The organism is Spartinivicinus poritis, from assembly GCF_028858535.1.
In the GTDB taxonomy this organism is placed as follows: Bacteria; Pseudomonadota; Gammaproteobacteria; order Pseudomonadales; family Zooshikellaceae; genus Spartinivicinus; species Spartinivicinus poritis.
In genome coordinates, this window is the sequence record NZ_JAPMOU010000010.1 from 76,455 (window position 1) to 96,463 (window position 20,009).

Annotated in this window: 19 protein-coding genes and 5 tRNA genes; 11 read left to right on the forward strand and 13 right to left on the reverse strand. The window is 42.6% G+C overall.

Features of this window, described 5'->3' with window-relative positions; all coding sequences use genetic code 11:
• Nucleotides 1-11 precede the first annotated feature (11 nt).
• The 7 genes from minC (at nucleotide 12) to ORQ98_RS10120 (ending at nucleotide 7,027) form a co-directional block, all read left to right on the forward strand.
• Nucleotides 12-806, forward strand: coding sequence for a septum site-determining protein MinC (gene minC / locus ORQ98_RS10090; protein ID WP_274688681.1), 795 nt, complete (start codon nucleotides 12-14; stop codon nucleotides 804-806).
• A 70-nt stretch (nucleotides 807-876) separates the two neighbouring features.
• The gene (gene minD, locus ORQ98_RS10095; RefSeq protein ID WP_274688682.1) at nucleotides 877-1,686 is read left to right on the forward strand and encodes a septum site-determining protein MinD; all 810 of its coding nucleotides are present in this window, start codon (nucleotides 877-879) and stop codon (nucleotides 1,684-1,686) included.
• Between the two features lie 5 nt (nucleotides 1,687-1,691).
• Nucleotides 1,692-1,940, forward strand: a complete 249-nt coding sequence (gene minE, locus ORQ98_RS10100; RefSeq protein WP_180569660.1) for a cell division topological specificity factor MinE — start codon at nucleotides 1,692-1,694, stop codon at nucleotides 1,938-1,940.
• Between the two features lie 104 nt (nucleotides 1,941-2,044).
• On the forward strand, nucleotides 2,045-2,671 hold the full coding sequence (locus ORQ98_RS10105; protein WP_274688683.1) for a pseudouridine synthase: 627 nt from the start codon (nucleotides 2,045-2,047) through the stop codon (nucleotides 2,669-2,671).
• A 77-nt stretch (nucleotides 2,672-2,748) separates the two neighbouring features.
• Nucleotides 2,749-4,059 (forward strand): M18 family aminopeptidase, encoded by a 1,311-nt coding sequence (locus tag ORQ98_RS10110; RefSeq protein WP_342455193.1) that lies wholly within the window; start codon nucleotides 2,749-2,751, stop codon nucleotides 4,057-4,059.
• A gap of 426 nt (nucleotides 4,060-4,485) precedes the next feature.
• The gene (locus tag ORQ98_RS10115) at nucleotides 4,486-4,653 is read left to right on the forward strand and encodes a hypothetical protein (protein WP_180569591.1); all 168 of its coding nucleotides are present in this window, start codon (nucleotides 4,486-4,488) and stop codon (nucleotides 4,651-4,653) included.
• 265 nt (nucleotides 4,654-4,918) lie between these two features.
• The gene (locus ORQ98_RS10120) at nucleotides 4,919-7,027 is read left to right on the forward strand and encodes a carboxy terminal-processing peptidase (protein WP_274688684.1); all 2,109 of its coding nucleotides are present in this window, start codon (nucleotides 4,919-4,921) and stop codon (nucleotides 7,025-7,027) included.
• A gap of 67 nt (nucleotides 7,028-7,094) precedes the next feature.
• Here ORQ98_RS10120 and ORQ98_RS10125 read toward each other — a convergent pair whose 3' ends face one another.
• The 3 genes from ORQ98_RS10125 to ORQ98_RS10135 all read right to left on the reverse strand — a co-directional run bounded on the left by ORQ98_RS10125 (nucleotide 7,095) and on the right by ORQ98_RS10135 (nucleotide 8,179).
• Nucleotides 7,095-7,886 carry a 5'-3' exonuclease H3TH domain-containing protein gene (locus ORQ98_RS10125; RefSeq protein WP_274688685.1) on the reverse strand — a complete coding sequence of 264 codons (792 nt, stop codon included), beginning with the start codon at nucleotides 7,884-7,886 and terminating at the stop codon, nucleotides 7,095-7,097.
• 81 nt (nucleotides 7,887-7,967) lie between these two features.
• Nucleotides 7,968-8,044: transfer RNA gene (locus ORQ98_RS10130), tRNA-Asp, on the reverse strand.
• Between the two features lie 59 nt (nucleotides 8,045-8,103).
• Nucleotides 8,104-8,179 (reverse strand) — tRNA-Val (locus ORQ98_RS10135).
• Nucleotides 8,180-8,314: 135 nt separating this feature from the next.
• Between ORQ98_RS10135 and ORQ98_RS10140 the strand changes: the two genes are divergently transcribed.
• Nucleotides 8,315-8,536, forward strand: a complete 222-nt coding sequence (locus tag ORQ98_RS10140; RefSeq protein ID WP_274688686.1) for a hypothetical protein — start codon at nucleotides 8,315-8,317, stop codon at nucleotides 8,534-8,536.
• A 101-nt stretch (nucleotides 8,537-8,637) separates the two neighbouring features.
• On the opposite strand, the gene ORQ98_RS10145 is transcribed toward ORQ98_RS10140, so the two are convergent.
• Together ORQ98_RS10145 and ORQ98_RS10150 are read right to left on the reverse strand one after the other, a co-directional pair.
• A tRNA-Asp gene (locus ORQ98_RS10145) sits at nucleotides 8,638-8,714 on the reverse strand.
• A gap of 59 nt (nucleotides 8,715-8,773) precedes the next feature.
• Nucleotides 8,774-8,849 (reverse strand) — tRNA-Val (locus tag ORQ98_RS10150).
• A gap of 207 nt (nucleotides 8,850-9,056) precedes the next feature.
• Here ORQ98_RS10150 and rdgC point away from each other — a divergent pair.
• Entirely contained in the window at nucleotides 9,057-9,986 is a 930-nt protein-coding gene (rdgC, locus tag ORQ98_RS10155) for a recombination-associated protein RdgC (RefSeq protein WP_274688687.1), read from the forward strand.
• A 64-nt stretch (nucleotides 9,987-10,050) separates the two neighbouring features.
• Here the strand turns inward: rdgC and ORQ98_RS10160 are convergent, their stop codons facing one another.
• The 4 genes from ORQ98_RS10160 to dapA all read right to left on the reverse strand — a co-directional run bounded on the left by ORQ98_RS10160 (nucleotide 10,051) and on the right by dapA (nucleotide 14,296).
• Complete coding sequence (locus ORQ98_RS10160; RefSeq protein ID WP_274688688.1) at nucleotides 10,051-10,905, reverse strand: tetratricopeptide repeat protein; 855 nt, start codon at nucleotides 10,903-10,905, stop codon at nucleotides 10,051-10,053.
• Between the two features lie 466 nt (nucleotides 10,906-11,371).
• The gene (gene purC / locus ORQ98_RS10165; RefSeq protein WP_274688689.1) at nucleotides 11,372-12,085 is read right to left on the reverse strand and encodes a phosphoribosylaminoimidazolesuccinocarboxamide synthase; all 714 of its coding nucleotides are present in this window, start codon (nucleotides 12,083-12,085) and stop codon (nucleotides 11,372-11,374) included.
• Nucleotides 12,086-12,245: 160 nt separating this feature from the next.
• Entirely contained in the window at nucleotides 12,246-13,388 is a 1,143-nt protein-coding gene (gene bamC, locus ORQ98_RS10170) for an outer membrane protein assembly factor BamC (RefSeq protein WP_274688690.1), read from the reverse strand.
• 17 nt (nucleotides 13,389-13,405) lie between these two features.
• Nucleotides 13,406-14,296, reverse strand: a complete 891-nt coding sequence (dapA, locus tag ORQ98_RS10175) for a 4-hydroxy-tetrahydrodipicolinate synthase (protein ID WP_274688691.1) — start codon at nucleotides 14,294-14,296, stop codon at nucleotides 13,406-13,408.
• A gap of 333 nt (nucleotides 14,297-14,629) precedes the next feature.
• Here dapA and ORQ98_RS10180 point away from each other — a divergent pair, with 333 nt between their 5' ends.
• Nucleotides 14,630-15,109, forward strand: coding sequence for a peroxiredoxin (locus ORQ98_RS10180; protein WP_274688692.1), 480 nt, complete (start codon nucleotides 14,630-14,632; stop codon nucleotides 15,107-15,109).
• 126 nt (nucleotides 15,110-15,235) lie between these two features.
• Here ORQ98_RS10180 and ORQ98_RS10185 read toward each other — a convergent pair whose 3' ends face one another.
• Nucleotides 15,236-16,324, reverse strand: a complete 1,089-nt coding sequence (locus ORQ98_RS10185; protein WP_274688693.1) for an AI-2E family transporter — start codon at nucleotides 16,322-16,324, stop codon at nucleotides 15,236-15,238.
• A gap of 9 nt (nucleotides 16,325-16,333) precedes the next feature.
• Nucleotides 16,334-16,564, reverse strand: coding sequence for a sulfurtransferase TusA family protein (locus ORQ98_RS10190; protein ID WP_274688694.1), 231 nt, complete (start codon nucleotides 16,562-16,564; stop codon nucleotides 16,334-16,336).
• Between the two features lie 623 nt (nucleotides 16,565-17,187).
• Here ORQ98_RS10190 and ORQ98_RS10195 point away from each other — a divergent pair.
• Complete coding sequence (locus ORQ98_RS10195) at nucleotides 17,188-18,639, forward strand: M48 family metalloprotease (protein WP_274688695.1); 1,452 nt, start codon at nucleotides 17,188-17,190, stop codon at nucleotides 18,637-18,639.
• A gap of 93 nt (nucleotides 18,640-18,732) precedes the next feature.
• Here the strand turns inward: ORQ98_RS10195 and nadA are convergent, their stop codons facing one another.
• Together nadA and ORQ98_RS10205 are read right to left on the reverse strand one after the other, a co-directional pair.
• The gene (gene nadA, locus ORQ98_RS10200; protein ID WP_274688696.1) at nucleotides 18,733-19,794 is read right to left on the reverse strand and encodes a quinolinate synthase NadA; all 1,062 of its coding nucleotides are present in this window, start codon (nucleotides 19,792-19,794) and stop codon (nucleotides 18,733-18,735) included.
• Nucleotides 19,795-19,916: 122 nt separating this feature from the next.
• Nucleotides 19,917-19,992: transfer RNA gene (locus ORQ98_RS10205), tRNA-Lys, on the reverse strand.
• Nucleotides 19,993-20,009 lie beyond the last annotated feature (17 nt).

Sequence of the window (20,009 nt, forward strand, 5' to 3'; positions counted from 1 at the left end):
CAGCAACGACTATGACAACCAATGCAACTTTTGCTTCAAAGGAAGACAGCTGTTTTCAATTAAAAACCAGTCGCGTCAACTTGACTTCAATTGACTTATACCGGTATCAGCCAGAAAAATTTGTTGCCGCACTCTCTGAAAAAGTAGAGCAAGCACCCAATTTTTTTAAGCAAACACCAGTGATTATTAATTTAGCAAAATGCATTAATAACCATAATCTGGACCTGCTAGAACTAAGACAGCAGTGCGCAAATCATGGACTACAAGTGGTGGCTTTTCGCTCTGATAATATTTATATTCGCCAGGCCGCTAGCAGCGTAGGACTAGCCTGGCTCCCTGAAGAAAAAGCAACAGTGACACAGCATTCATCAAATCATCATCAAGCTGACAACGTAACAGCACATACTTCAACTAGTTCCACAACAAGTGAAGCCTGCACAAAAGGAACTTTGCAGCCTGAATTACCCTCAAAGCAACAGGTAGCAACCAAATTCATTACTCATCCAGTGCGCTCTGGACAACAGTTATTAGCGCCTGAAGGTGATTTGGTGGTGGTGGCACCGGTCAGCGCCGGGGCTGAATTATTAGCCGCTGGCCATATTCATGTATATGGGCCATTACGTGGTCGTGCCTTAGCGGGTATTAATGGCAATCGTGAGGCACGAATTTTTTGTCAGCGCTTTGAGCCTGAGTTAATAGCCATTGCCGGCTGTTATCAAGTCGATAATGGTATTTCTAGAGATCAATGGCAACAGCCAGTACAAGTCGTATTATCAAATGAAGAGTTGCAAATTATCGCACTCTGAATCAGAGTGTGCTAATTAATAATTAAGAATCGCTTAATAAATCAGCAATAGAATTTTTAAGGGTCCTATTTTGGCAACAATTATTGTGGTGACCTCCGGAAAAGGAGGTGTTGGTAAGACAACAACAAGTGCTGCCTTTGCCACTGGCCTCGCGCTAAAAGGGCATAAGACAGTTGTCATCGATTTTGACATTGGTTTACGCAACCTGGATTTAGTGATGGGTTGTGAACGACGGGTGGTGTACGACTTTGTTAATGTCATTAATAAAGAAGCGACTATTCACCAAACCTTGATTAAAGATAAACGGGTTGAAAATTTATATATTTTACCTGCCTCTCAAACGCGCGATAAAGATGCCCTGACAATGGAAGGGGTGGAAGCCGTATTGAGCGAACTGAGAAAAGAATTTGATTATATTGTATGCGACTCTCCAGCAGGGATTGAAAAAGGCGCACAAATGTCACTGTATTTTGCAGACGAGGCATTAATCGTTACCAACCCTGAAGTGTCATCAGTGCGTGACTCTGATCGAATTCTAGGTATTCTTCACAGCAAATCCAAACGAGCTGAAGAAAATAAAGAGCCAATCAAAGAGCATTTATTACTTACCCGCTATGATCCTGACCGGGTTAATCGCGGCGAAATGCTGAGTGTAGCCGATGTTGAAGATATCTTGGCAATTCCTCTACTTGGCGTTATACCTGAATCAAAAGCTGTACTTAAAGCTTCTAACCAAGGGGTTCCGGTAATCCACGACCTCGAAAGTGATGCAGGCCAGGCATACAACGATGCAGTTTGTCGTTTTAAAGGTGAAGATTTACCCCACCGTTTCTTAGAGGTACAACGTAAAAGCCTGCTAAAAAGGATGTTTGGAGGCTAATAATGATGAGTTTGCTGGAAATGTTTAGACAAAAAAAGCAACCAAGTGCCAGTGTTGCTAAAGAGCGCTTACAGATCATTGTGGCTCATGAAAGAGCCACTCGTGATGGCCCTGATTATTTACCTAAATTACAGCAGGATATTTTAGCTGTAGTCAGAAAATATATTGAGATCGAAAATGACCAAGTAACCGTAAGTGTAGATAACGCCGACAACTGTTCCATTCTAGAACTCAATGTCACCCTTCCTGGCTAGCCGCTTTTACGGCTAGTCATTTCCCTTTCTTGTTAAAATTTCTCCTTGTTACTACAATTTATCTCCCCATGAATAGTGCTTTTATTTGAGGCTCAAATTCTTTTATGCAGTATCTCGACTGTATTTATTATGATGATGATCTAGCGGTTTTCGATAAGCCCGCAAAGTTACTGTCTGTACCCAGCAACCGTCCTGAGCTGAATGACAGCCTTGCTACTCGCGTAGCCCGAGTTTTCCCTACCGCGAGGATTGTTCACCGGCTTGACTGGCAAACCTCTGGTTTAATTGTGATGGCAATGCATTTAGACAGCCTGCGCCATCTCAGTAAGCAATTTGAAATGCGCGTGGTTGATAAAACCTATCAAGCTGTCGTCGCAGGCAAATTACCCCAGCCCCAAGGCCGGATTACGTTGCCACTTTGTGTTGACTGGCCCAACCGCCCCAAGCAGCGCATTGATTATCGCATGGGCCGCAACGCTGATACTCGCTGGAAAGTCCTAGAATATGATGGCCAAAAAAGCCGGGTAGAATTAAAGCCGGTAACTGGTCGCTCTCATCAGCTGCGATTACACCTTAAAGCACTAGGCACTCCTATTTTGGGCGATGAATGGTATGCCCCAGCTAGCATTCATGCACAATCATCTCGGATGCTACTGCACGCTCACATCCTCAAACTCTACCACCCCAAGACTAGTGCACCACTGGAATTTGCCTCCCCTATTCCATTTTGAGGCTGTCATTCACGATTCTTGATATACTCGGCTAGATAACAACATAATCCTCACTGTGTACCGGTAAAACAAAGCAAATGATGTCACTTGAAGCCTTTAACCAAAACCTGCTTAGCTTTTTAGCTCAATCACCAACCCCCTTCCATGCAACTACTGAGATGGCAAGCGCACTCAAAGCCGCTGGTTTTAACCAGCTTTTTGAAAATGAAACCTGGCAGCTTAAGCCACAGCAGGGATATTTTGTTACGCGCAACGACTCATCAATCATTGCCTTTACCACAGGCAACGAAAGCTACACCCAGCAAGGTTTTCGCATGGTCGGTGCTCACACCGACAGCCCCTGCCTAAAGGTCATGCCCAATGCAGAACGTTTTCAGCAAGGCTACTTCCAGTTAGGTTTAGAAGTTTATGGCGGCGTGCTATTAGCCCCCTGGTTTGATCGAGACTTATCTCTGGCAGGGCGAGTAAGCTACACCAGCAAATCCGGCAAGTTGAAGAGCAAGCTGATCAATTTTGAAAGGCCAGTTGGGATCATTCCGAGCCTGGCTATTCATCTTGATCGCGAAGCAAATAATAACCGCTCCATCAACCCCCAAAAGGACATACCAGTTATTCTTGGGCAACGACCAAAGGATAAAACTAGCTTTCGTCAGCTATTGCTAGAACAGCTCCACCAGCAAGGGGCTGAGGATGCAGTTAAGGTACTTGACTATGACATGGTCTGCTATGACACCCAGTTACCTGGCTATATTGGACTTAATCAAGAGTTTATCGCCAGTGCCCGCTTAGATAATCTGCTCAGCTGCTATACCAGCATGGCAGCACTCATTACTGCCTACCAACAAGATCAACAGCAACCTATGTTGCTAGTGTGTAATGACCATGAAGAAGTAGGCAGTCTGTCCGCTTGTGGTGCCAATGGTCCCTTTTTAAAGTCAACATTAGAGCGCATAGTTGGCACAGGAGAACCTCTTACCGTTTGCTTGGAAAACAGCTTAATGATCTCTGCTGACAATGCCCATGGTATTCACCCGAACTATGCAGACAAACATGAAAGTAACCATGGACCTAAGCTCAATGAAGGGCCAGTGATTAAAATTAATGCTAACCAGCGTTATGCAACCACCAGCGAAACCAGTGCGCTATTTCGCTGGGTGTGCGATGAGGTCAATGTGCCAGTACAAACATTTGTGTCACGAGCTGATATGGCCTGTGGTAGCACCATAGGTCCAATTACATCAGGTGAGGTGGGTGTCAGGACACTGGATGTCGGTGCTCCCACTTTTGCTATGCACTCCATTCGAGAGCTGGCCGGCTCACAAGATGCTTATTCGCTTTGTAAAGCGCTTAGTTATTTTATGCAGCTTCAGCAATTACCTCACCAATAGAAGCTGTCGCGAAAGGAGGCGGGAGAATAAATATGAAGTAATAGGGCTTCCACTGCTCTATAAAGGCCATCCCCGGCCTTTATAGCTCTAACTGATTCTGACAGCAGTTCGAGAACACCCTATCGCTCCCTATTTCCTAGCTTTTGCCCCTCTAGGAGCAGTAGTATGAGCGAGAGTACCCAGCAGCCTACTGTCAAAACAGCTTACATCTTTCAAGTCTTGTTCATAAGCATCCAAAAAAGTTGACTACCCCTCAATAAATTAAGGAAAGCTTCACACTTAACTCGTTAAATTACGTATAGATACGGATTATTCGTTGATCAATTGTTGCTAGACTAACCCTGTCAGAAACAAGGAAGCGCTTAAAAGTAAGGGGTATAAAGCAAATTACCGCAAAAACAGCGCTTTATTATTGGAGCTTTAGCTATGCCTAGAACACAAAAAAACAGCTTTGCAGATCATATCGCTTGTCAACGTTTTAGCAAAAAAGCAGAGAAGCCAGTTAACGCGATTGTAAACCCGCTCCTCAAGTCTCAGTTTATTACCACAAAACGCTCTGACCAAGACTGTAGTTTCGTATTAGGTTATAACTAAACCGAATTATTATTAGGCGGTAGTTTATTAAAATTACCGCCTATCTTCAAAACCCTGTCTTTCTTCAACCATTTCCCCATCCAACTTACGCTAAACTTTACCCTAAGCCACTCCTGTGGTACTAACTTATCTTGAATCACAACGTCAGTGGAACTTAGTTTGCAAGACTATTCTCAAACTCTTGTAACAGCAGTAAACCTAGCGTTTCAAGATAACATGAAAAGGCACCTTAAATAGGTGCCCATAATTAGCTGAGTTGCATCCAATGGTATTAAAATTTGACAAAGGGGTTTTTGTCCGCCCTGTTGTTTCAATCCTGGCAGTATGGCTCTCCCTGTCTGCTCAAGCCCAAACAAGCAGTACAAATGAAGACTTCCCTCTGCTTAAACCAACCCGAGAACAAAAAATTGCAGCAGTCACTGCGGTGCGTAATCTGCGCAATCACTATGAGCAAATACCGTTAAATGATGTGACATCTGAAAAAATCTATCACCGCTACTTAGAAAGACTAGACCCCAATCGTCTCTACTTTTTAAAGCAAGATATTGATAAGTTTAATCAGTATCGTTACAAGTTTGATAATCAACTGAAAACAGGCAATATCAAACCCGCCTTTGAAATCTATAACGTATATCAACAGCGCATTCGCGAATATTTAAAGTATAAAATCGACTTTATTACGTCTGACCTGAAGAAGCTTGACTTTAACAAAAGCGAAACCATTGAGGTCGATCGAGAGCATGCTCCCTGGCCAAAAGACACACAGTCCCAGCAAGATTTATGGCGAAAATTCCTCAAAGACCAGGTATTACGGCTTAAGCTAAGCGGTGAATCGACTGCTGAAATTGGCAAAAAACTGGCTAAGCGCTACCAAAACCAGCTTCACCGGTTAAACCAGAGCAATAACGAAGATGCCTTTTCAGAATTCCTTAATGCGTTCACCCAAATCTACGATCCCCATACCCAATACCTATCTCCTACAAAGGCAGAAAACTTTAATATCAACATGAGCCTTTCTTTAGAGGGGATCGGTGCATTATTAGAACAAGATGAGCGTTATACCAAAGTTGTCAGATTAATTGCCAAAGGCCCTGCTGAAAAAGCTGGCCAGCTCCAACCCGCTGATAAGATTGTTGGGGTTGGTCAAGGCAAAAAAGGAGAAATGGTTGATGTTGTTGGCTGGCGACTTGATGATGTCGTAAAACTAATTCGCGGCCCGAAAAAAACTGTGGTTCGCTTGGAAGTCATTCCCTCAAGTGAAACAGGCGATAAAACGAAAACGTACAGTATCGTTCGCGATAAAGTGAAATTGGAAGAGCAAGCAGCACAGAAACAGATTATTGAGCTAAAGCACAATGGTTCTCCTTTAAAAGTAGGTGTTATTCAAGTACCTGCTTTTTACATTGACTTTAAAGCCGCCCAACAAGGTGATCCAAACTACAAAAGTACTACCCGCGATGTAAAAAAGCTGATCAGCGAGCTTGAAAATGAAGGTATTGATGGCCTTGTCATCGACTTACGCAATAACGGTGGCGGATCACTCCAAGAAGCCAATGAGCTGACTGGTCTGTTTATCCCTAGCGGCCCAACTGTTTTAGTTAAAAATCATTTAGGCCGAGTGACCCCCAAAGTAGACAGCGACAACCGGGTTGCTTATAAGGGCCCCATGGCTGTACTGGTTAATCGTTTAAGCGCTTCTGCTTCTGAAATTTTTGCCGGTGCGATGCAGGATTATCAACGAGCCATTGTGATAGGTGGCCGGACTTTTGGTAAAGGCACTGTCCAGGCAATTCAGCCCATTAACCATGGCGAGCTGAAGCTGACTTTAGCTAAGTTTTATCGCGTATCTGGTGAAAGCACCCAAAACCAGGGTGTTATTCCTGACATTCAATTTCCTGCCCTTTATGATGTAGATAAAGTAGGAGAAAGCTCATTACCTGATGCCCTCCCCTGGGATCGAATCAAGCCAGGTAAGTACGCGACTTACCAAGAAATCACCCCCTATCTAAACCAGCTTGAAAGAAGCTACCGAGTACGAACTAAAAATAATCCTGATTTTATTTACTATGCTGACTACTTGAGGCTACAAAAGGACATCCAACAAATCACTGTTCTTTCTTTAAACGAAAAACAACGTAAAACCAATAATGAACTCATTGATGAAAAGCGTCTAAATATAGAAAACAAACGCCGCAAAGCCAAAGGTGAAAAACCTTATGCCTCACTGGAAGAACTTGAGACCAAAGAGAAAAACCTGGCTCGCAGCAATAAGCAGGTGCCTGTTGAAGAGGATCCATTATTAGCAGAAACAGGCAATATTCTGGCAGACTATATCAATATCCAGCACCGCCTTGCTGCAACAACTAATAATTAACGCATTTACATAATAGCCCACAACAAATAAAGCCTGACTCTTACACTATAAAAGTCAGGCTTTTATTTTAAATCGCCCTGGTTAATCGTAAATCCTGCAAGTTAATACCTAAACTAACATCTTCTTTTAATTGCACTAATTGGCGGAATAAACTTAATTGCTCCTGGCTTTCCTTCAACAGTGAGATGGTTTTATTTTGACTGGCACTATCTTGACCAACACTTTGCGCTTCTAAAGGATTATTAATCATGGCATTTATTGAGCCATAATCATTTAGCAGCTGCTTTGCGGTTTTAGGCCCTACTCCTTTAATCCCTGGAATATGATTTGTGCTATCACCTACCAGGGTCCAATAATCAACAAGCTGCTCCACCCGAACACCATACTTTTCCATTACATATTGCGCATCACGGTTTTGCTTAGCAAAATGGTCGCGAATTGTGACTGATCCAGATATTAGCTGGCAAAAAAGCTTATCCGTAGATAATACCGTCACTTCTTTTACCAACCTTTTAGCCTTACTAGTAATAGAAGCGATAACATCATCAGCCTCATAGTGATCAAGCTGAAAACTGTTAATTCCATGCTCAGCAAATAACTGAACAAAGCGAGGTAAGTTTTCAGAAAGGAGTTGAGGCGCTTCTGCTCGATTGGCTTTGTAGTCTGGGTAAAGCTGCTTGCGCCAATTAGGGCCTTTTCCTTCCAATACAACCAGTCCATGGGTAGGTTGAGTATCTCTTAAAGCCCTTCTTAAAGATTGAGCGACCAACTGTAAGCTTTGCTCTATATCTGGCTGCACAGCATAAATCCGCCGAATCAGATTTAAGCCATCAATCAGCAGTAGATTTATTAGTTTCAATGGAATTCTCTTCTATATTTCAAAACTGGCTTGATTCTATCAGAGAAATATACGAGAAAAATAATCATGAGGCATCGATGATGGCGGAGCGGACGGGACTCGAACCCGCGACCCCCGGCGTGACAGGCCGGTATTCTAACCAACTGAACTACCGCTCCAAACTAGAACATTCCGATGCAATTTACGCTGATCTGTTTTACCTAACCATGTAAATAAATGGTGGGCAGAGAGGGGTTCGAACCCCCGACCCTCGCCTTGTAAGGGCGATGCTCTCCCAGCTGAGCTATCTGCCCACCGCGTCAGAACGGGGCGCATTATAAGCAACCTTTTGTTAAGGATGCAAGCCTTTTTCTTAACAAACAATTAAAGCGCGCTTTCATTACACAAAATAAGAACTTCTTACAAAGCCAGGATTGAAGGCAGGTACAATGGATAGACTTAAGTTAGTGATTCAACCATGGACAAAACCAGACACTTGCCGCAGCTACAGAGCACCCTGCCACCCCATATCTGCTAGCTTTTACGACAACCTGTTTCCAGTTAGAGGGCAAAGGGGGTTGGAGAAAAAAGAGATAACAGGGTATGGCGTGGTAGCCTACAACCAAAGTCGAAAGCATGGCTCTCAATCCCAGCAGCGGATTGAACACTGAAAGACGAACCAAATGCTGAAAGCACTCTATCGTGACTAAGAAAAAGTAGAGAAAATATAATTACCTAAATAATTAAATAGATACGAGGGGGATTTAATAGATGGCGGAGCGGACGGGACTCGAACCCGCGACCCCCGGCGTGACAGGCCGGTATTCTAACCAACTGAACTACCGCTCCAAACTAGAACATTCCGATGCAATTTACGCTGATCTGTTTTACCTAACCATGTAAATAAATGGTGGGCAGAGAGGGGTTCGAACCCCCGACCCTCGCCTTGTAAGGGCGATGCTCTCCCAGCTGAGCTATCTGCCCACCGCGTCAGAACGAGGCGAATTATAAGAGCCCTTTTACACCAAATGCAACCGTTATTTTAATTTTTTCTTATCGAGTACTTTTTACCCAACAGGTTGATAGTTTTTTATCATCACGGTTACTTTTCCTTTTAACACTGGTCTTGCCTAGGCGGTTTTTTATCTCTTTGCTAAGATAGCCCCCCCTCCAATATTGATCGAGCTTATAATGTGGTTTAAAAATCTATTTATTTATCGGTTGTCTGATGACTTTTCAATTGACGAGTCGAAACTAGAGGCACTTCTTGAGCAAGGCATCTTTAAACCTTGTGGCAAAATGCAGCCTTTCAGCCTAGGCTGGGCAGCACCATTAGGTAAGCAGGGTGATCAATTAGCCCATATCAGCCAGGGAAACTACTTACTCTCACTAAAAAAAGAAGAACGCCTACTGCCTGCTGCTGTTATTAATGAATTTGTGGCTGAAAAAGTTGAAGCCATTGAAGAAGAACAAAGCCGCAAAGTGACTCGTAAAGAGCGTGAGTCTATAAAAGACGACACTATCGCAGAACTATTACCTAAAGCATTTACCCGGTCCAGCCATAGCTTTGGCTTTCTTTCAACAGCCCAAAAGCTGTTGATTATTAATGCTGGAAGCAGCAAAAAAGCCGAAGAATTTACCAGTCACTTACGTCACTGCCTGGGTAGTCTACCTATTTCCCCTTATACTGCTAAAAACAACCCGGCAGACCAAATGACCGCCTGGCTTACTCTTTCAGAAAGCTGCCCTGCTGGTTTTACTATAGGTGATGAGTGTGAGCTAAGAGAACCAACTGAAGACGGTGGGATTATCCGCTGCAAACAGCTTGACCTCACCAGCAATGAAGTTGAAGGCCACCTAAATACAGGCAAAAAAGTTAATAAGCTTGCCCTTACCTGGCAAGATCAAATCCATTTTGTACTCAGTGATGATTTAACTGTCAAGCGCATCAAGTATACTGAATTATTAATGGAACAATCAGAAGATCATGAAGACAAAGCTTTGCAATTTGATGCTGATTTTATGCTGATGTCAGAATCATTGGTTAGCTTAATCAAAGACCTCACTAATGCGTTAGGCGGTGAAGATCCCTCCATTACCAAGACAGGTGTAGCAGTTTAAAGGCTAGCTCTTGATCAGCTCAAAGGGGGTTTACCCCCTTTAATAACAGCATTTCCATTAGCCATTAATGCAAAAAGCTAAACAACTGCCGCCTAAATTGCTTGGCTATAGGACTTCCAGCCCCCAACAAATCAAATACCTGAATCATTAGTTTTTGGGCAGCACCTTCATCAAACTGCTTATCTTTACGTAAAATTGCCATCAACGCTGTTAATGCAGACTCAAATTCATCATCCAGCACCTGATGTATAGCTAGCTGATAAATTAAGCTTAAATTATCTTGATCCTTACTCAGCAACTCCTCTAACTCTCCTCGCTTGGGTAATTCTGCCGCTAGCTCATAAAAACCCAGCTTTGCCTTTGGCTGAGCAATTCCTGGCGTATCTTCTGGAATAGTTGCCATGACTTGCTTAGCATCATCAATTCGTCCTTGACGCAATAGAATATTTGTCATCATCACCCGCAAGCTGTGATTATTCGGCTCTTGTTGTAAAAGTTGCTGTAAAAGGTCCAGCGCTTGTTGTATTTCACCGGCTTCAACTAACTGATCAACTTGCAGTTTAATCCGATCAGCAGGACTCATAGTCACTTCATCCAGTACTTTACGTAACTCGCTCTCTTGCTGGAGACCTGTAAAATCGTTAACCAATTGGCCTTGAAAAATAAGCTTGAGAGATGGAAGACTACGCACCCCTAGATGCTGTGCAAGAGCAGGCTCTCTATCTGCATCTATTTTGGCAACAACAAATTTACCTTGGTATTCAGCAGCCAGTTTTTCCAAAATAGGGAGTTGAGCTTTACATGGCTGACACCAATCTGCCCACACATCAATTAATACAGGTACTTCCTGGGATTTTTCCAAAACGTCAGACTGAAAAGTCTGGGTTGTGACCTCAAAAATATGAGGATTATCAGACATACCTTTCACCTTAAATTTTAGTTATAGCACTGGCTACTATTCTAATGAAAAAGCAAGCGACTATCAGCCTTCTTAAACAACTAGGGCTTTCGTCATCAAACTTTCGTTAAATCATAAAATTGTCATCTTTACCCACAGAATCTGTGGATAACCTTGTGGATCACTGACTAAGATCCAGCGCTATAGCTTGTCTATACTATCTCTTTAACAGTTTGCATACTTTTTCAGCACAACAATATTTGTACTTAATTTTCAATAGTTTACTCTTTTTAGCTAAGCAAAACTTTAACTGTTCAACAAGCACTCAGCCAAGCATTCTAAGTCATTTATTGGCTACACTAATTCAGTAGACTTATACACAGCATTTAGCAAAAGTTTTACTTTTCATAATCAATCCATCAAATACCAAAAAGCCAGCAATTGCTGGCTTTTTGGTCAGTTTTCACTTTTGACAACCGCTTAGGTATTAATCAAAGTTGACACCCAAGCGCTGACCAACAGCTTCATAGGCTTCAACAACACCACCTAGCCCCTGTCTAAAGCGGTCTTTATCCAGTTTTTCACGGGTATCTTTATCCCACAACCGGCAACCGTCTGGTGTAAATTCATCACCTAATACGACTCGTCCTTTATATATACCAAATTCCAGCTTGTAATCAACCAAGAGCAAACCAGCCTCAGCAAATAATGCCTTTAATACATCATTTACTTTAAAGGTCAGTTCCTTCATTACTTCAATATACTCTGCTTTAGCCCAGCCAAATGATTCAATATGGTATTCATTGATCATTGGGTCGCCTAAATCATCATTTTTCAGGAAAAATTCAAACGTTGGCGGGTTTAGGTCTAGCCCTTCTTGCACACCCAGTCTACGACAAATGCTGCCTGCTGAGATATTACGTACCACACATTCAACTGGCACCATATCCAAGCGCTTAACCAGTGACTCCTGGTCTGACAAGAGTCGATCCATTTGAGTTGGAATACCAGCTTCTTCCAGCTTCTGCATAATATAGGCATTAAACTTATTATTAACCATCCCTTTACGGTCTAGCTGTGCCGTTTTTTTACCATCAAATGCAGAGGTATCATTACGAAAATAAAGAATTAAACGATCAGGGTCATCAGTTGTATAAACAGATTTAGCCTTGCCTTTATACAACTCTTCACGCTTTTCCATTATCAACTCCACCCATTTAAACCCTAAAAAAACCTATGGATTATAGTGCACCTTAATACTATTAGCTAATGTATAGCGCTAGTAGACAGATACATTATTAAGTTTTCAACAACAAACAAAAACTCCGGCAAAAGCCGGAGTTGAAGATTAGATAAGTTAGCTAGCCAAGATGCTCTTTGATCAGCTGCAACAGTTGCTGACTAACACTGGTCGGGGCAATGGTATTAATATTCCGCTCCACGGATACTTGAACCTCATCATTAAATGGTGTTAGACGAATCTGATAGGTTTCTTGCCCTTCAGTGACAGCCTCTTCTTCATCACCCCCCAAAATGCCAGAGAAAAAGCCTTCTTCTTGCTTTTCTGGAACTGGCTGCTGCTCTGCATCTAGTGCAATATAAAACAGACCTGCGGTCCGGTTTTTATCTGTAACTCTAACATTGGCTGCTTTAAGTGCATCAGCAACTGAAGTCCAAGCCAAGCCAAAGCCAGTTTTAAGTAATAAAATCGGATTACCATTACCATCCTGCTCAATAAAGGCTCGATCAGTGACAGGGAGGTTTTGATCAACCAAACCAACGGATGTTTTTGCAGCCCGGGTTAAATAAAGCAGCAGTTCATTTAGCATGCCTGCTGAAAGGGAGTCAGTGCGTTTAGCCAGCTTTTCCCAAGGTACTTGCTTGCCTTCTTCAACTGCTTCATGAGCTTCGCGTACATGTTGAAGAAAATATCGGGTCTCTCCTGGCACTTCACTATCAACGATGGTCAGCTTAAATTTATCTGTTGCCAGCTCGTCGTCTTCATCTCCAATAACACCCAAAATAAACTGACCGATAACATCTTGCTCACTATAGGATTTTGGGCGAATCCAATCAGTCTCAATAACCCCTGACGATTGATCAGCTGTTACCAATGGCACCTTATTATCTTTCCAAAACTCAACTAATAATGGCCAAACTTCTTGTTTTGATTTATTCGTCACTAGCCAGCGCAACTGACCTGACTTTTCAACACGAAACTCATTGGTTTCTGCCCGAACAACCACCCGTTCAGGTCTTGGCAAAATAAACTCTTTAGGCGGCTGTACTGACCCTCTGATTGCGGGTACCACCATAACCTCTTCAGTTGACTTGCCATCTAGCTCTTCTGGAATATTAAGACGAGGGTAAGATTTTGCCTTTAAGTAATCATTAGATCGGTCACGAATATAACCGCCTTCTCCTACAACACCACAAGCAGACAGCGTTGCTGCTGCCAACAGCAATGCCAATGGTTTGGTTATTCCTTGATATACTCTGGTCATTAACAATCAGCCTCCCCCTACAGTCTTGATTTACTCACTAAGCCAACATGTTCCATAGCGGCTTTCAATGGCTGGTGAAATTCCGGGGAAAGCTCAGTTAATGGCAATCGAATACCTGATTGTATTCTACCAAGCTCAGCCAACACCCATTTCACAGGAATAGGGTTAGACTCTAAAAACAAGGCTTGGTGCAATGGCATCAGTTGCTTATTTAATGCTCTTGCTTGATCGGTTTTACCTGTATTAGCCAGCTGACAAAGTTCAGCCATTTGCTTAGGGGCTACATTTGCAGTAACAGAGATATTACCTTTTCCACCCAGTAGAATTAACTCCACTGCTGTTTCATCATCACCTGAAAGCAGTACAAAGTCATCTGGGCACTGATCTAAGATCTGTTTTGCTCTTACCAGATCACCAGTAGCTTCTTTAATACCAATAATATTTGCTAAATCAGCAAGCCTGGCAACAGTCTCTGGTAACATATCCACTGCAGTACGGCCAGGTACATTATACAGCAGTTGAGGAATATCAACCGCTTTAGCAACATGCGCAAAGTGCTGGTACAGCCCTTCTTGAGTTGGCTTGTTATAGTACGGCGTTACCAATAAACAGGCATCGGCTCCAGCCTCTTTTGCCTCTTGGGTCAGGACGATAGCCTCTGTCGTAGAGTTTGCCCCAGTACCAGCAATAACAGGGATCTTCCCTTTCACTTGAGCAACCACCCGTTTAATCACCTGACAGTGTTCAGCAACTGATAAAGTAGCCGACTCACCTGAGGTACCAACTGCCACAATAGCATCAGTACCCTCAGCTAAATGAAACTCAACAAGCTGATCCAGTGCTTCCCAATCTAGTTCGCCATTGGGATACATTGGGGTAACCAAAGCAACAATGCTGCCTGTAATCATTGGGTGACTCCGTGGTTTAAACTGGGCTAATGTTACTGACCACAACAACCAAGTACAAGGGATTAAGCCATTTCCTTCAAGAAAAAATAACTTGCTCCGTTTATTTAAAGTAGAATGAGAAAAGTTTCACTTGGAAGCTGTATAAAACGACAGGCTCAGTGTATGCTGCAAGCAATAATAAATAAACTGGCCAGAATAGTTTATTGATAAGCTTCAGCAATATTAACGAATTTCATCGCTCAAGTGACTGCAGCAGCCTCTTTAGCACACGGCAACTGCACCCACGACTAACTATTTATACAACTGAATCGACCAACAAGATAAGGACTTGTTATGACAGTTGCTTTAGGACAACCCGTTCCAGATTTTAAAGCCGCCGCTACTAGCAATAAAGATGTGCTGCTATCTGCACTACAAGGTTACAATGTGGTCTTGTATTTTTACCCTAAAGACAGCACACCTGGTTGCACCACTGAAGGACAAGACTTTCGAGACCATTACGACGCATTTAAAGCTGCCAAGACGATTATCTTTGGTGTGTCTAGAGACAGTCTGAAATCCCATGAAAACTTTAAAGCTAAACAAAGCTTTCCTTTTGAGCTTATTTCAGACCCTGACGAAGCACTATGTCAGTTATTTGATGTAATCAAACTCAAAAATATGTATGGGAAACAAGTACTAGGTATTGAGCGAAGTACATTTATCATTGATAAAAAAGGGAACCTTCATAAAGAATGGCGCAAAGTTTCTGTTGCTGGCCATGTGCAAGAAGTACTGAATGTAGTGAATACACTCAATCAAATTCAGGACTAGGCCCAACTTATAGTGGCGAGCCTAATTGAATAATAAAAAGGTGCTAGCAATCATTGTTAGCACCTTTCTGGGTCAAGTTGATTAGCCCTATTTCTGGATCCAATCGAACTTCAATATAATTAGTACTTAGGCGGTATCTATTTTTTCTTCATTATGATTATTTTGGTCTTGATGTCGGGGCCAGGCAGACATTATTGCTTTGAGCAATGTAGCCAGCGGTATAGCAAAAAACACACCCCAGAACCCCCATAAACCACCAAACACTAACACAGCAACAATTATCGCTACAGGATGTAAATTAACTGCTTCCGAAAACAGCAGCGGCACTAATACGTTACCATCAAGTGCTTGAATAATACCGTAAGCAACCATCAGAATAATAAAGTCATTACCCCACCCCCACTGGAAGAAGCCGATCAGAGCCACTGGAATTGTCACAACAGCCGCACCAATATAAGGAACAATGACTGAAAGCCCTACCAGCAAGCCCAGTAAAGCAGCATAATTCACCCCTAAAAAAGCAAATACAATATATGTCACCGCTCCAACAATAAAGATCTCAATTACCTTACCTCTCACATAATTGGCAATTTGGTCATTCATTTCATCCGCCACTTGCTTCATCAGTGGGCGATTTCTAGGCAGCAACGAGGTAAACCAGTTAAGCATTAACTCTCGGTCTTTCAAGAAAAAGAACACCAAAATAGGTACTAAAACAAGGTAAATCAGCAGTCCAACAAAGTTAGGCAGCAAAGTTAAAGAGAAAGACAGTACCTTTTGGCCTAGCCCTCCGAGCTGCTCACTTGCTTCACCAATCCACAGACCCACTTGTTCAGGAGAAATAAAATCAGGATATCGTTGGGGCAACAACAGGAGCAACTTACGCCCTTTTTGTAGCATCCTTGGCAGCTCATCCACTAGGTTAGTCACCTGCTCCCATACCAGAGGAAATAACACAAATAAAATAACAATGAAAAGAGTGAGAAATATTAAGAAAACAATATTAACCGACCAGATATGCCTAACTGATTTGCGCTCTAGGAAAGCAACTAAACCTTGTAGCAAAAAAGCCAATACAGCACTTGCTAATACAGGAGCTAAGATACTGCCCATTGTTAAAATAATTGCAAAGCCAATCACTAGCAGCAGGGTCAACAGAATGGCTTCTTCGTCAGAAAAATAACGTGCCAGCCAGCCTTTAAAAACATTTAACATGTATTACCCCTAAGCTTTTTGCAAGATATGGATATAAACATCTGCTTCTTGAGTTGATGAAAGCAACTGATGACCACTTAGTTCACAGTAAGCTTTAAAGTCAGCAACTGAGCCCTGGTCTGTTGCTTTAACACACAATACTTGTCCACTTTCCATACTAGCTAATAGCTGCTTGGCTTTAAGAAGTGGTAATGGGCAACGTAGCCCAGTCGCATTGAGTTCACGATCAATAGTTACCATTAATCAACTATCCTCGTTAGATTGGCATGGAACTCTTCAGGCACTTTTTGTGCCCAATAAAATTACAAGAGAAAAAGGACACCTCTAATAATTGTTTGCTATCTCTGGCCTTCTGGTAAATTCACAATCGAGGCGTTGTTTTGAAGGCATGCTGGAGGCCTGTCGAAAAGCAACAACACCGAATGTGGGTTTACCAGAAGGGCCTGAAAGGTGCTGCCTGACTAGCTCTTACACTGTATTGGCTTGCTTGGAAAGGCAACAGCCTTACACTTCGTAAGCCGCCTTGTGCAAGAACCCGTCAGGTTGCACAGAGACCATAAATAATTATTAGAGGTGCCCATGTCATTATTTAGAGAATTAACCATTTGCGCAATAGTAGTTGCTCGTTAATAATGGCGGATGGTAAACCCTCAAAATGAGGATAGTTTTATTCGGTGTGGCAAATGTTACTCCAAATAAGCTAAAAATGTAGCTAAAGGTAATAAAACCATCTTCAGCTGCTTACGAATGAAACAGATTAACCAGCCAGGCTGGCACAGTAAATTGTTGCAAAATGCACTATTAACAATAAGGGTACCTTAGTATTTTATTTTCGGTTTCCTTCTAATCCAAAGAAAATAGCTATGTCTATGCGCAGACTCCTTATTCTTGTTTATTGTTTTACCTTTTTATTCAGCCATATATCTACCAGCTATGCAGATAATGGCCTACCTAGCTTGGGGGACTCCACCTCTAGCGTGGTATCTCCTGAAAAAGAACACCTGCTTGGCAGGGCGTGGCTGCAAAATTTACGCAGCCAAGTAAAAACGATTAGCGACCCCGAATTAAAGGCTTATGTAGAAAACTTGATTTACCGCTTGGTTGAAACCAGCCAAGTGCAAGACCGCCGCTTAGAAGTCGTTATTGTTGATAGTCCAGAACTTAATGCCTTTGCTGTTCCAGGAGGCATCATTGGTATCAATGCTGGCTTATTTTTATATGCAGAAACAGAGCAGCAGTTTGCTTCTGTACTGGCTCACGAGCTTGCTCACTTGAGCCAGCGTCACTTTGCCCGCAGCATTGAGGCTGCTAAGCGACAACGGGCGCCTATGTTAGCGGCCACCTTGGCCAGTGTGGTGTTATTGGCTGCAGGTGGTGGTGATGCTGGTCTTGCCGCAATAGCCTCGACTCATGCTGCAGCACTACAAAACCAGCTAAGCTATAGTCGTCAGCATGAACAGGAAGCAGATCGTATAGGCATTCAAAATCTTGTTAAGGCAGGAATGGATCCTCGCTCAATGGCTGCGATGTTTGAGCAAATGAATCGCGCCCAACGTTTTGCAGGGCGCAAACCACCCGAATTCTTACTGACTCACCCAGTTACTGAGAGCCGAATTGCTGATACTAAAAGCCGAGCTGAGCAATATCCAAAGCGGTCAGTAAAGGATAGTCTCAGCTATCACTTGATGCGGACCAAAGTTGAGCTTCATTATGCGCAAACACCACAGCTCGCGGCCAAGCGCTTTAATGCAAAAATTAAAAGTGGTAACTCACATTTATCATTTGCTTATCAATATGGCTTAGCACTGGCTTATAACAAGGCAGGCGATACACAAAAAGCTACTGCAGCACTCGCCCCACTCTTGAAACAACAGTCAGATAACCCACACTATGTCTTATTAAAAAGTAATATTGCGATAACTGGTCAGCAATACAAGCAGGCTCAACAACAACTAGCGGCAGCACTACGCTACCATGTTAACGACTTTGCCCTGAGTTATACTCAAGCAGAAGCATTTATGGGAGGGAAACAATATCAGTCTGCTGAAAAAGTATTAAGAAAACTTACTAAGCAACGTCCAACTGACCCAGATATTTGGTATTTATTAGCTGAGACCCAAGGATTAGCCAAAAATATTGCCGGTTTACATCAATCGAGAGCAGAATATTTCTTCTTAAATGGCGCTATTGATAAAGCCATTGAACACTTAGAATATGCATTGAAATTAAGCCAGAAAAGCTTTGCAACCACAGCGAAATTGAAACAGCGAATAAAAGATATGCAAGACTATAAAAACTTAAATTTTAAACTCTAGTCCACTTCGCTTTCGATATACATTGCTTGTTTTCTATCTTGATTATTATTCGAAAAAGATAAACAGATAGCCACAAGCAATGCTGTTTTACTTTTAAGCGTTACCTTTAACCTTCAATTTCAGCTCAGCAGCAAAGTCTAGCATACGCCTTAATGGAATCATGGCCTTTTCAGCTAAAGCCGAATCTACTTCAATGGTATTAGTACCTTGCTCAAGTGCTGTCGCCAAATTTTCTAATTGATTCATTGCCATCCATGGGCAATGAGCACAACTACGACATGTTGCGCCCGAACCAGCCGTCGGTGCTTCAATAAACTCTTTATGAGGCGTCAACTGACGCATTTTGTAAAAAATGCCACGATCAGTTGCCACAATAAAAACAGGATTTGAGAGGCTTTGAGAGGCTTTGATTAGCTGACTGGTTGAGCCAACAACATCAGCCATCTCAACTACACTGGCTGGCGACTCTGGGTGAACCAAAACAGCCGCATCAGGATACAACTGTTTTAAGTCTACAATACCTTTCGCTTTAAATTCTTCATGAACAATACAGGCACTATCCCACATCAACATATCGGCACCTGTTTGTTTCTGAATATAACCACCAAGATGTTTATCAGGCGCCCAAATGAGCTTTTCATCTTCATCAATTAAATGCTCAACGATTTCCAAGGCAATACTTGAGGTCACCACCCAATCTGCTCGCGCTTTCACTGCTGCTGATGTATTTGCATAAACCACTACTTTACGGTCAGGGTATTGATCACAAAAAGCAGAAAACGCATCAATCGGACAGCCAATATCCAGTGAACAGGTTGCTTCTAGAGTAGGCATTATCACCCGTTTTTCTGGGGTAAGAATTTTTGCTGTTTCCCCCATAAAACGCACCCCAGCAACAACCAGCGTCGACGCTGAGTGCTGATTACCAAAACGAGCCATTTCCAGAGAGTCAGCTACACAGCCACCCGTTTCTTCTGCCAAAGCCTGAATAACCTCATCAGTGTAATAATGAGCCACCAGTACAGCATCTTGTTGCTTAAGTAGTTGTTTTATTTTGCTTATATAATGGCTTTTTTCTGCATCACTCAACTCTGCCTGACTTGCTTCGTTAGCTAAGTGTTGCTGGACTAATTCACGGCTATTTATCACAGTCATCTCAGTTTACTAATGATCGATCTCGTGGAGCAATTTTACCACATGCGCAATTTAGCGAGAATCTTTGTTGAAAGAAAGGAGCTTACTGTAAGAAAAGAAGAGAATAATAAATGAGATTTAAATGGTGGGTCGTGCTGGACTCGAACCAGCGACCAATTGGTTAAAAGCCAACTGCTCTACCAACTGAGCTAACGACCCTTTGAAGGCTGGGTATG

What these genes read in the sequence shown, in the direction of transcription:
- minC (WP_274688681.1), top strand. Translation starts at nt 12, where the DNA reads ATGACAACCAATGCAACTTTTGCTTCAAAGGAAGACAGCTGTTTTCAA.
- minE (WP_180569660.1), top strand. Translation starts at nt 1,692, where the DNA reads ATGAGTTTGCTGGAAATGTTTAGACAAAAAAAGCAACCAAGTGCCAGT.
- ORQ98_RS10105 (WP_274688683.1), top strand. Translation starts at nt 2,045, where the DNA reads ATGCAGTATCTCGACTGTATTTATTATGATGATGATCTAGCGGTTTTC.
- ORQ98_RS10110 (WP_342455193.1), top strand. Translation starts at nt 2,749, where the DNA reads ATGATGTCACTTGAAGCCTTTAACCAAAACCTGCTTAGCTTTTTAGCT.
- ORQ98_RS10115 (WP_180569591.1), top strand. Translation starts at nt 4,486, where the DNA reads ATGCCTAGAACACAAAAAAACAGCTTTGCAGATCATATCGCTTGTCAA.
- ORQ98_RS10120 (WP_274688684.1), top strand. Translation starts at nt 4,919, where the DNA reads ATGGTATTAAAATTTGACAAAGGGGTTTTTGTCCGCCCTGTTGTTTCA.
- ORQ98_RS10140 (WP_274688686.1), top strand. Translation starts at nt 8,315, where the DNA reads ATGGATAGACTTAAGTTAGTGATTCAACCATGGACAAAACCAGACACT.
- rdgC (WP_274688687.1), top strand. Translation starts at nt 9,057, where the DNA reads ATGTGGTTTAAAAATCTATTTATTTATCGGTTGTCTGATGACTTTTCA.
- ORQ98_RS10160 (WP_274688688.1), bottom strand. Translation starts at nt 10,905, where the DNA reads ATGTCTGATAATCCTCATATTTTTGAGGTCACAACCCAGACTTTTCAG.
- purC (WP_274688689.1), bottom strand. Translation starts at nt 12,085, where the DNA reads ATGGAAAAGCGTGAAGAGTTGTATAAAGGCAAGGCTAAATCTGTTTAT.
- bamC (WP_274688690.1), bottom strand. Translation starts at nt 13,388, where the DNA reads ATGACCAGAGTATATCAAGGAATAACCAAACCATTGGCATTGCTGTTG.
- dapA (WP_274688691.1), bottom strand. Translation starts at nt 14,296, where the DNA reads ATGATTACAGGCAGCATTGTTGCTTTGGTTACCCCAATGTATCCCAAT.
- ORQ98_RS10180 (WP_274688692.1), top strand. Translation starts at nt 14,630, where the DNA reads ATGACAGTTGCTTTAGGACAACCCGTTCCAGATTTTAAAGCCGCCGCT.
- ORQ98_RS10185 (WP_274688693.1), bottom strand. Translation starts at nt 16,324, where the DNA reads ATGTTAAATGTTTTTAAAGGCTGGCTGGCACGTTATTTTTCTGACGAA.
- ORQ98_RS10190 (WP_274688694.1), bottom strand. Translation starts at nt 16,564, where the DNA reads ATGGTAACTATTGATCGTGAACTCAATGCGACTGGGCTACGTTGCCCA.
- ORQ98_RS10195 (WP_274688695.1), top strand. Translation starts at nt 17,188, where the DNA reads ATGTCTATGCGCAGACTCCTTATTCTTGTTTATTGTTTTACCTTTTTA.
- nadA (WP_274688696.1), bottom strand. Translation starts at nt 19,794, where the DNA reads ATGACTGTGATAAATAGCCGTGAATTAGTCCAGCAACACTTAGCTAAC.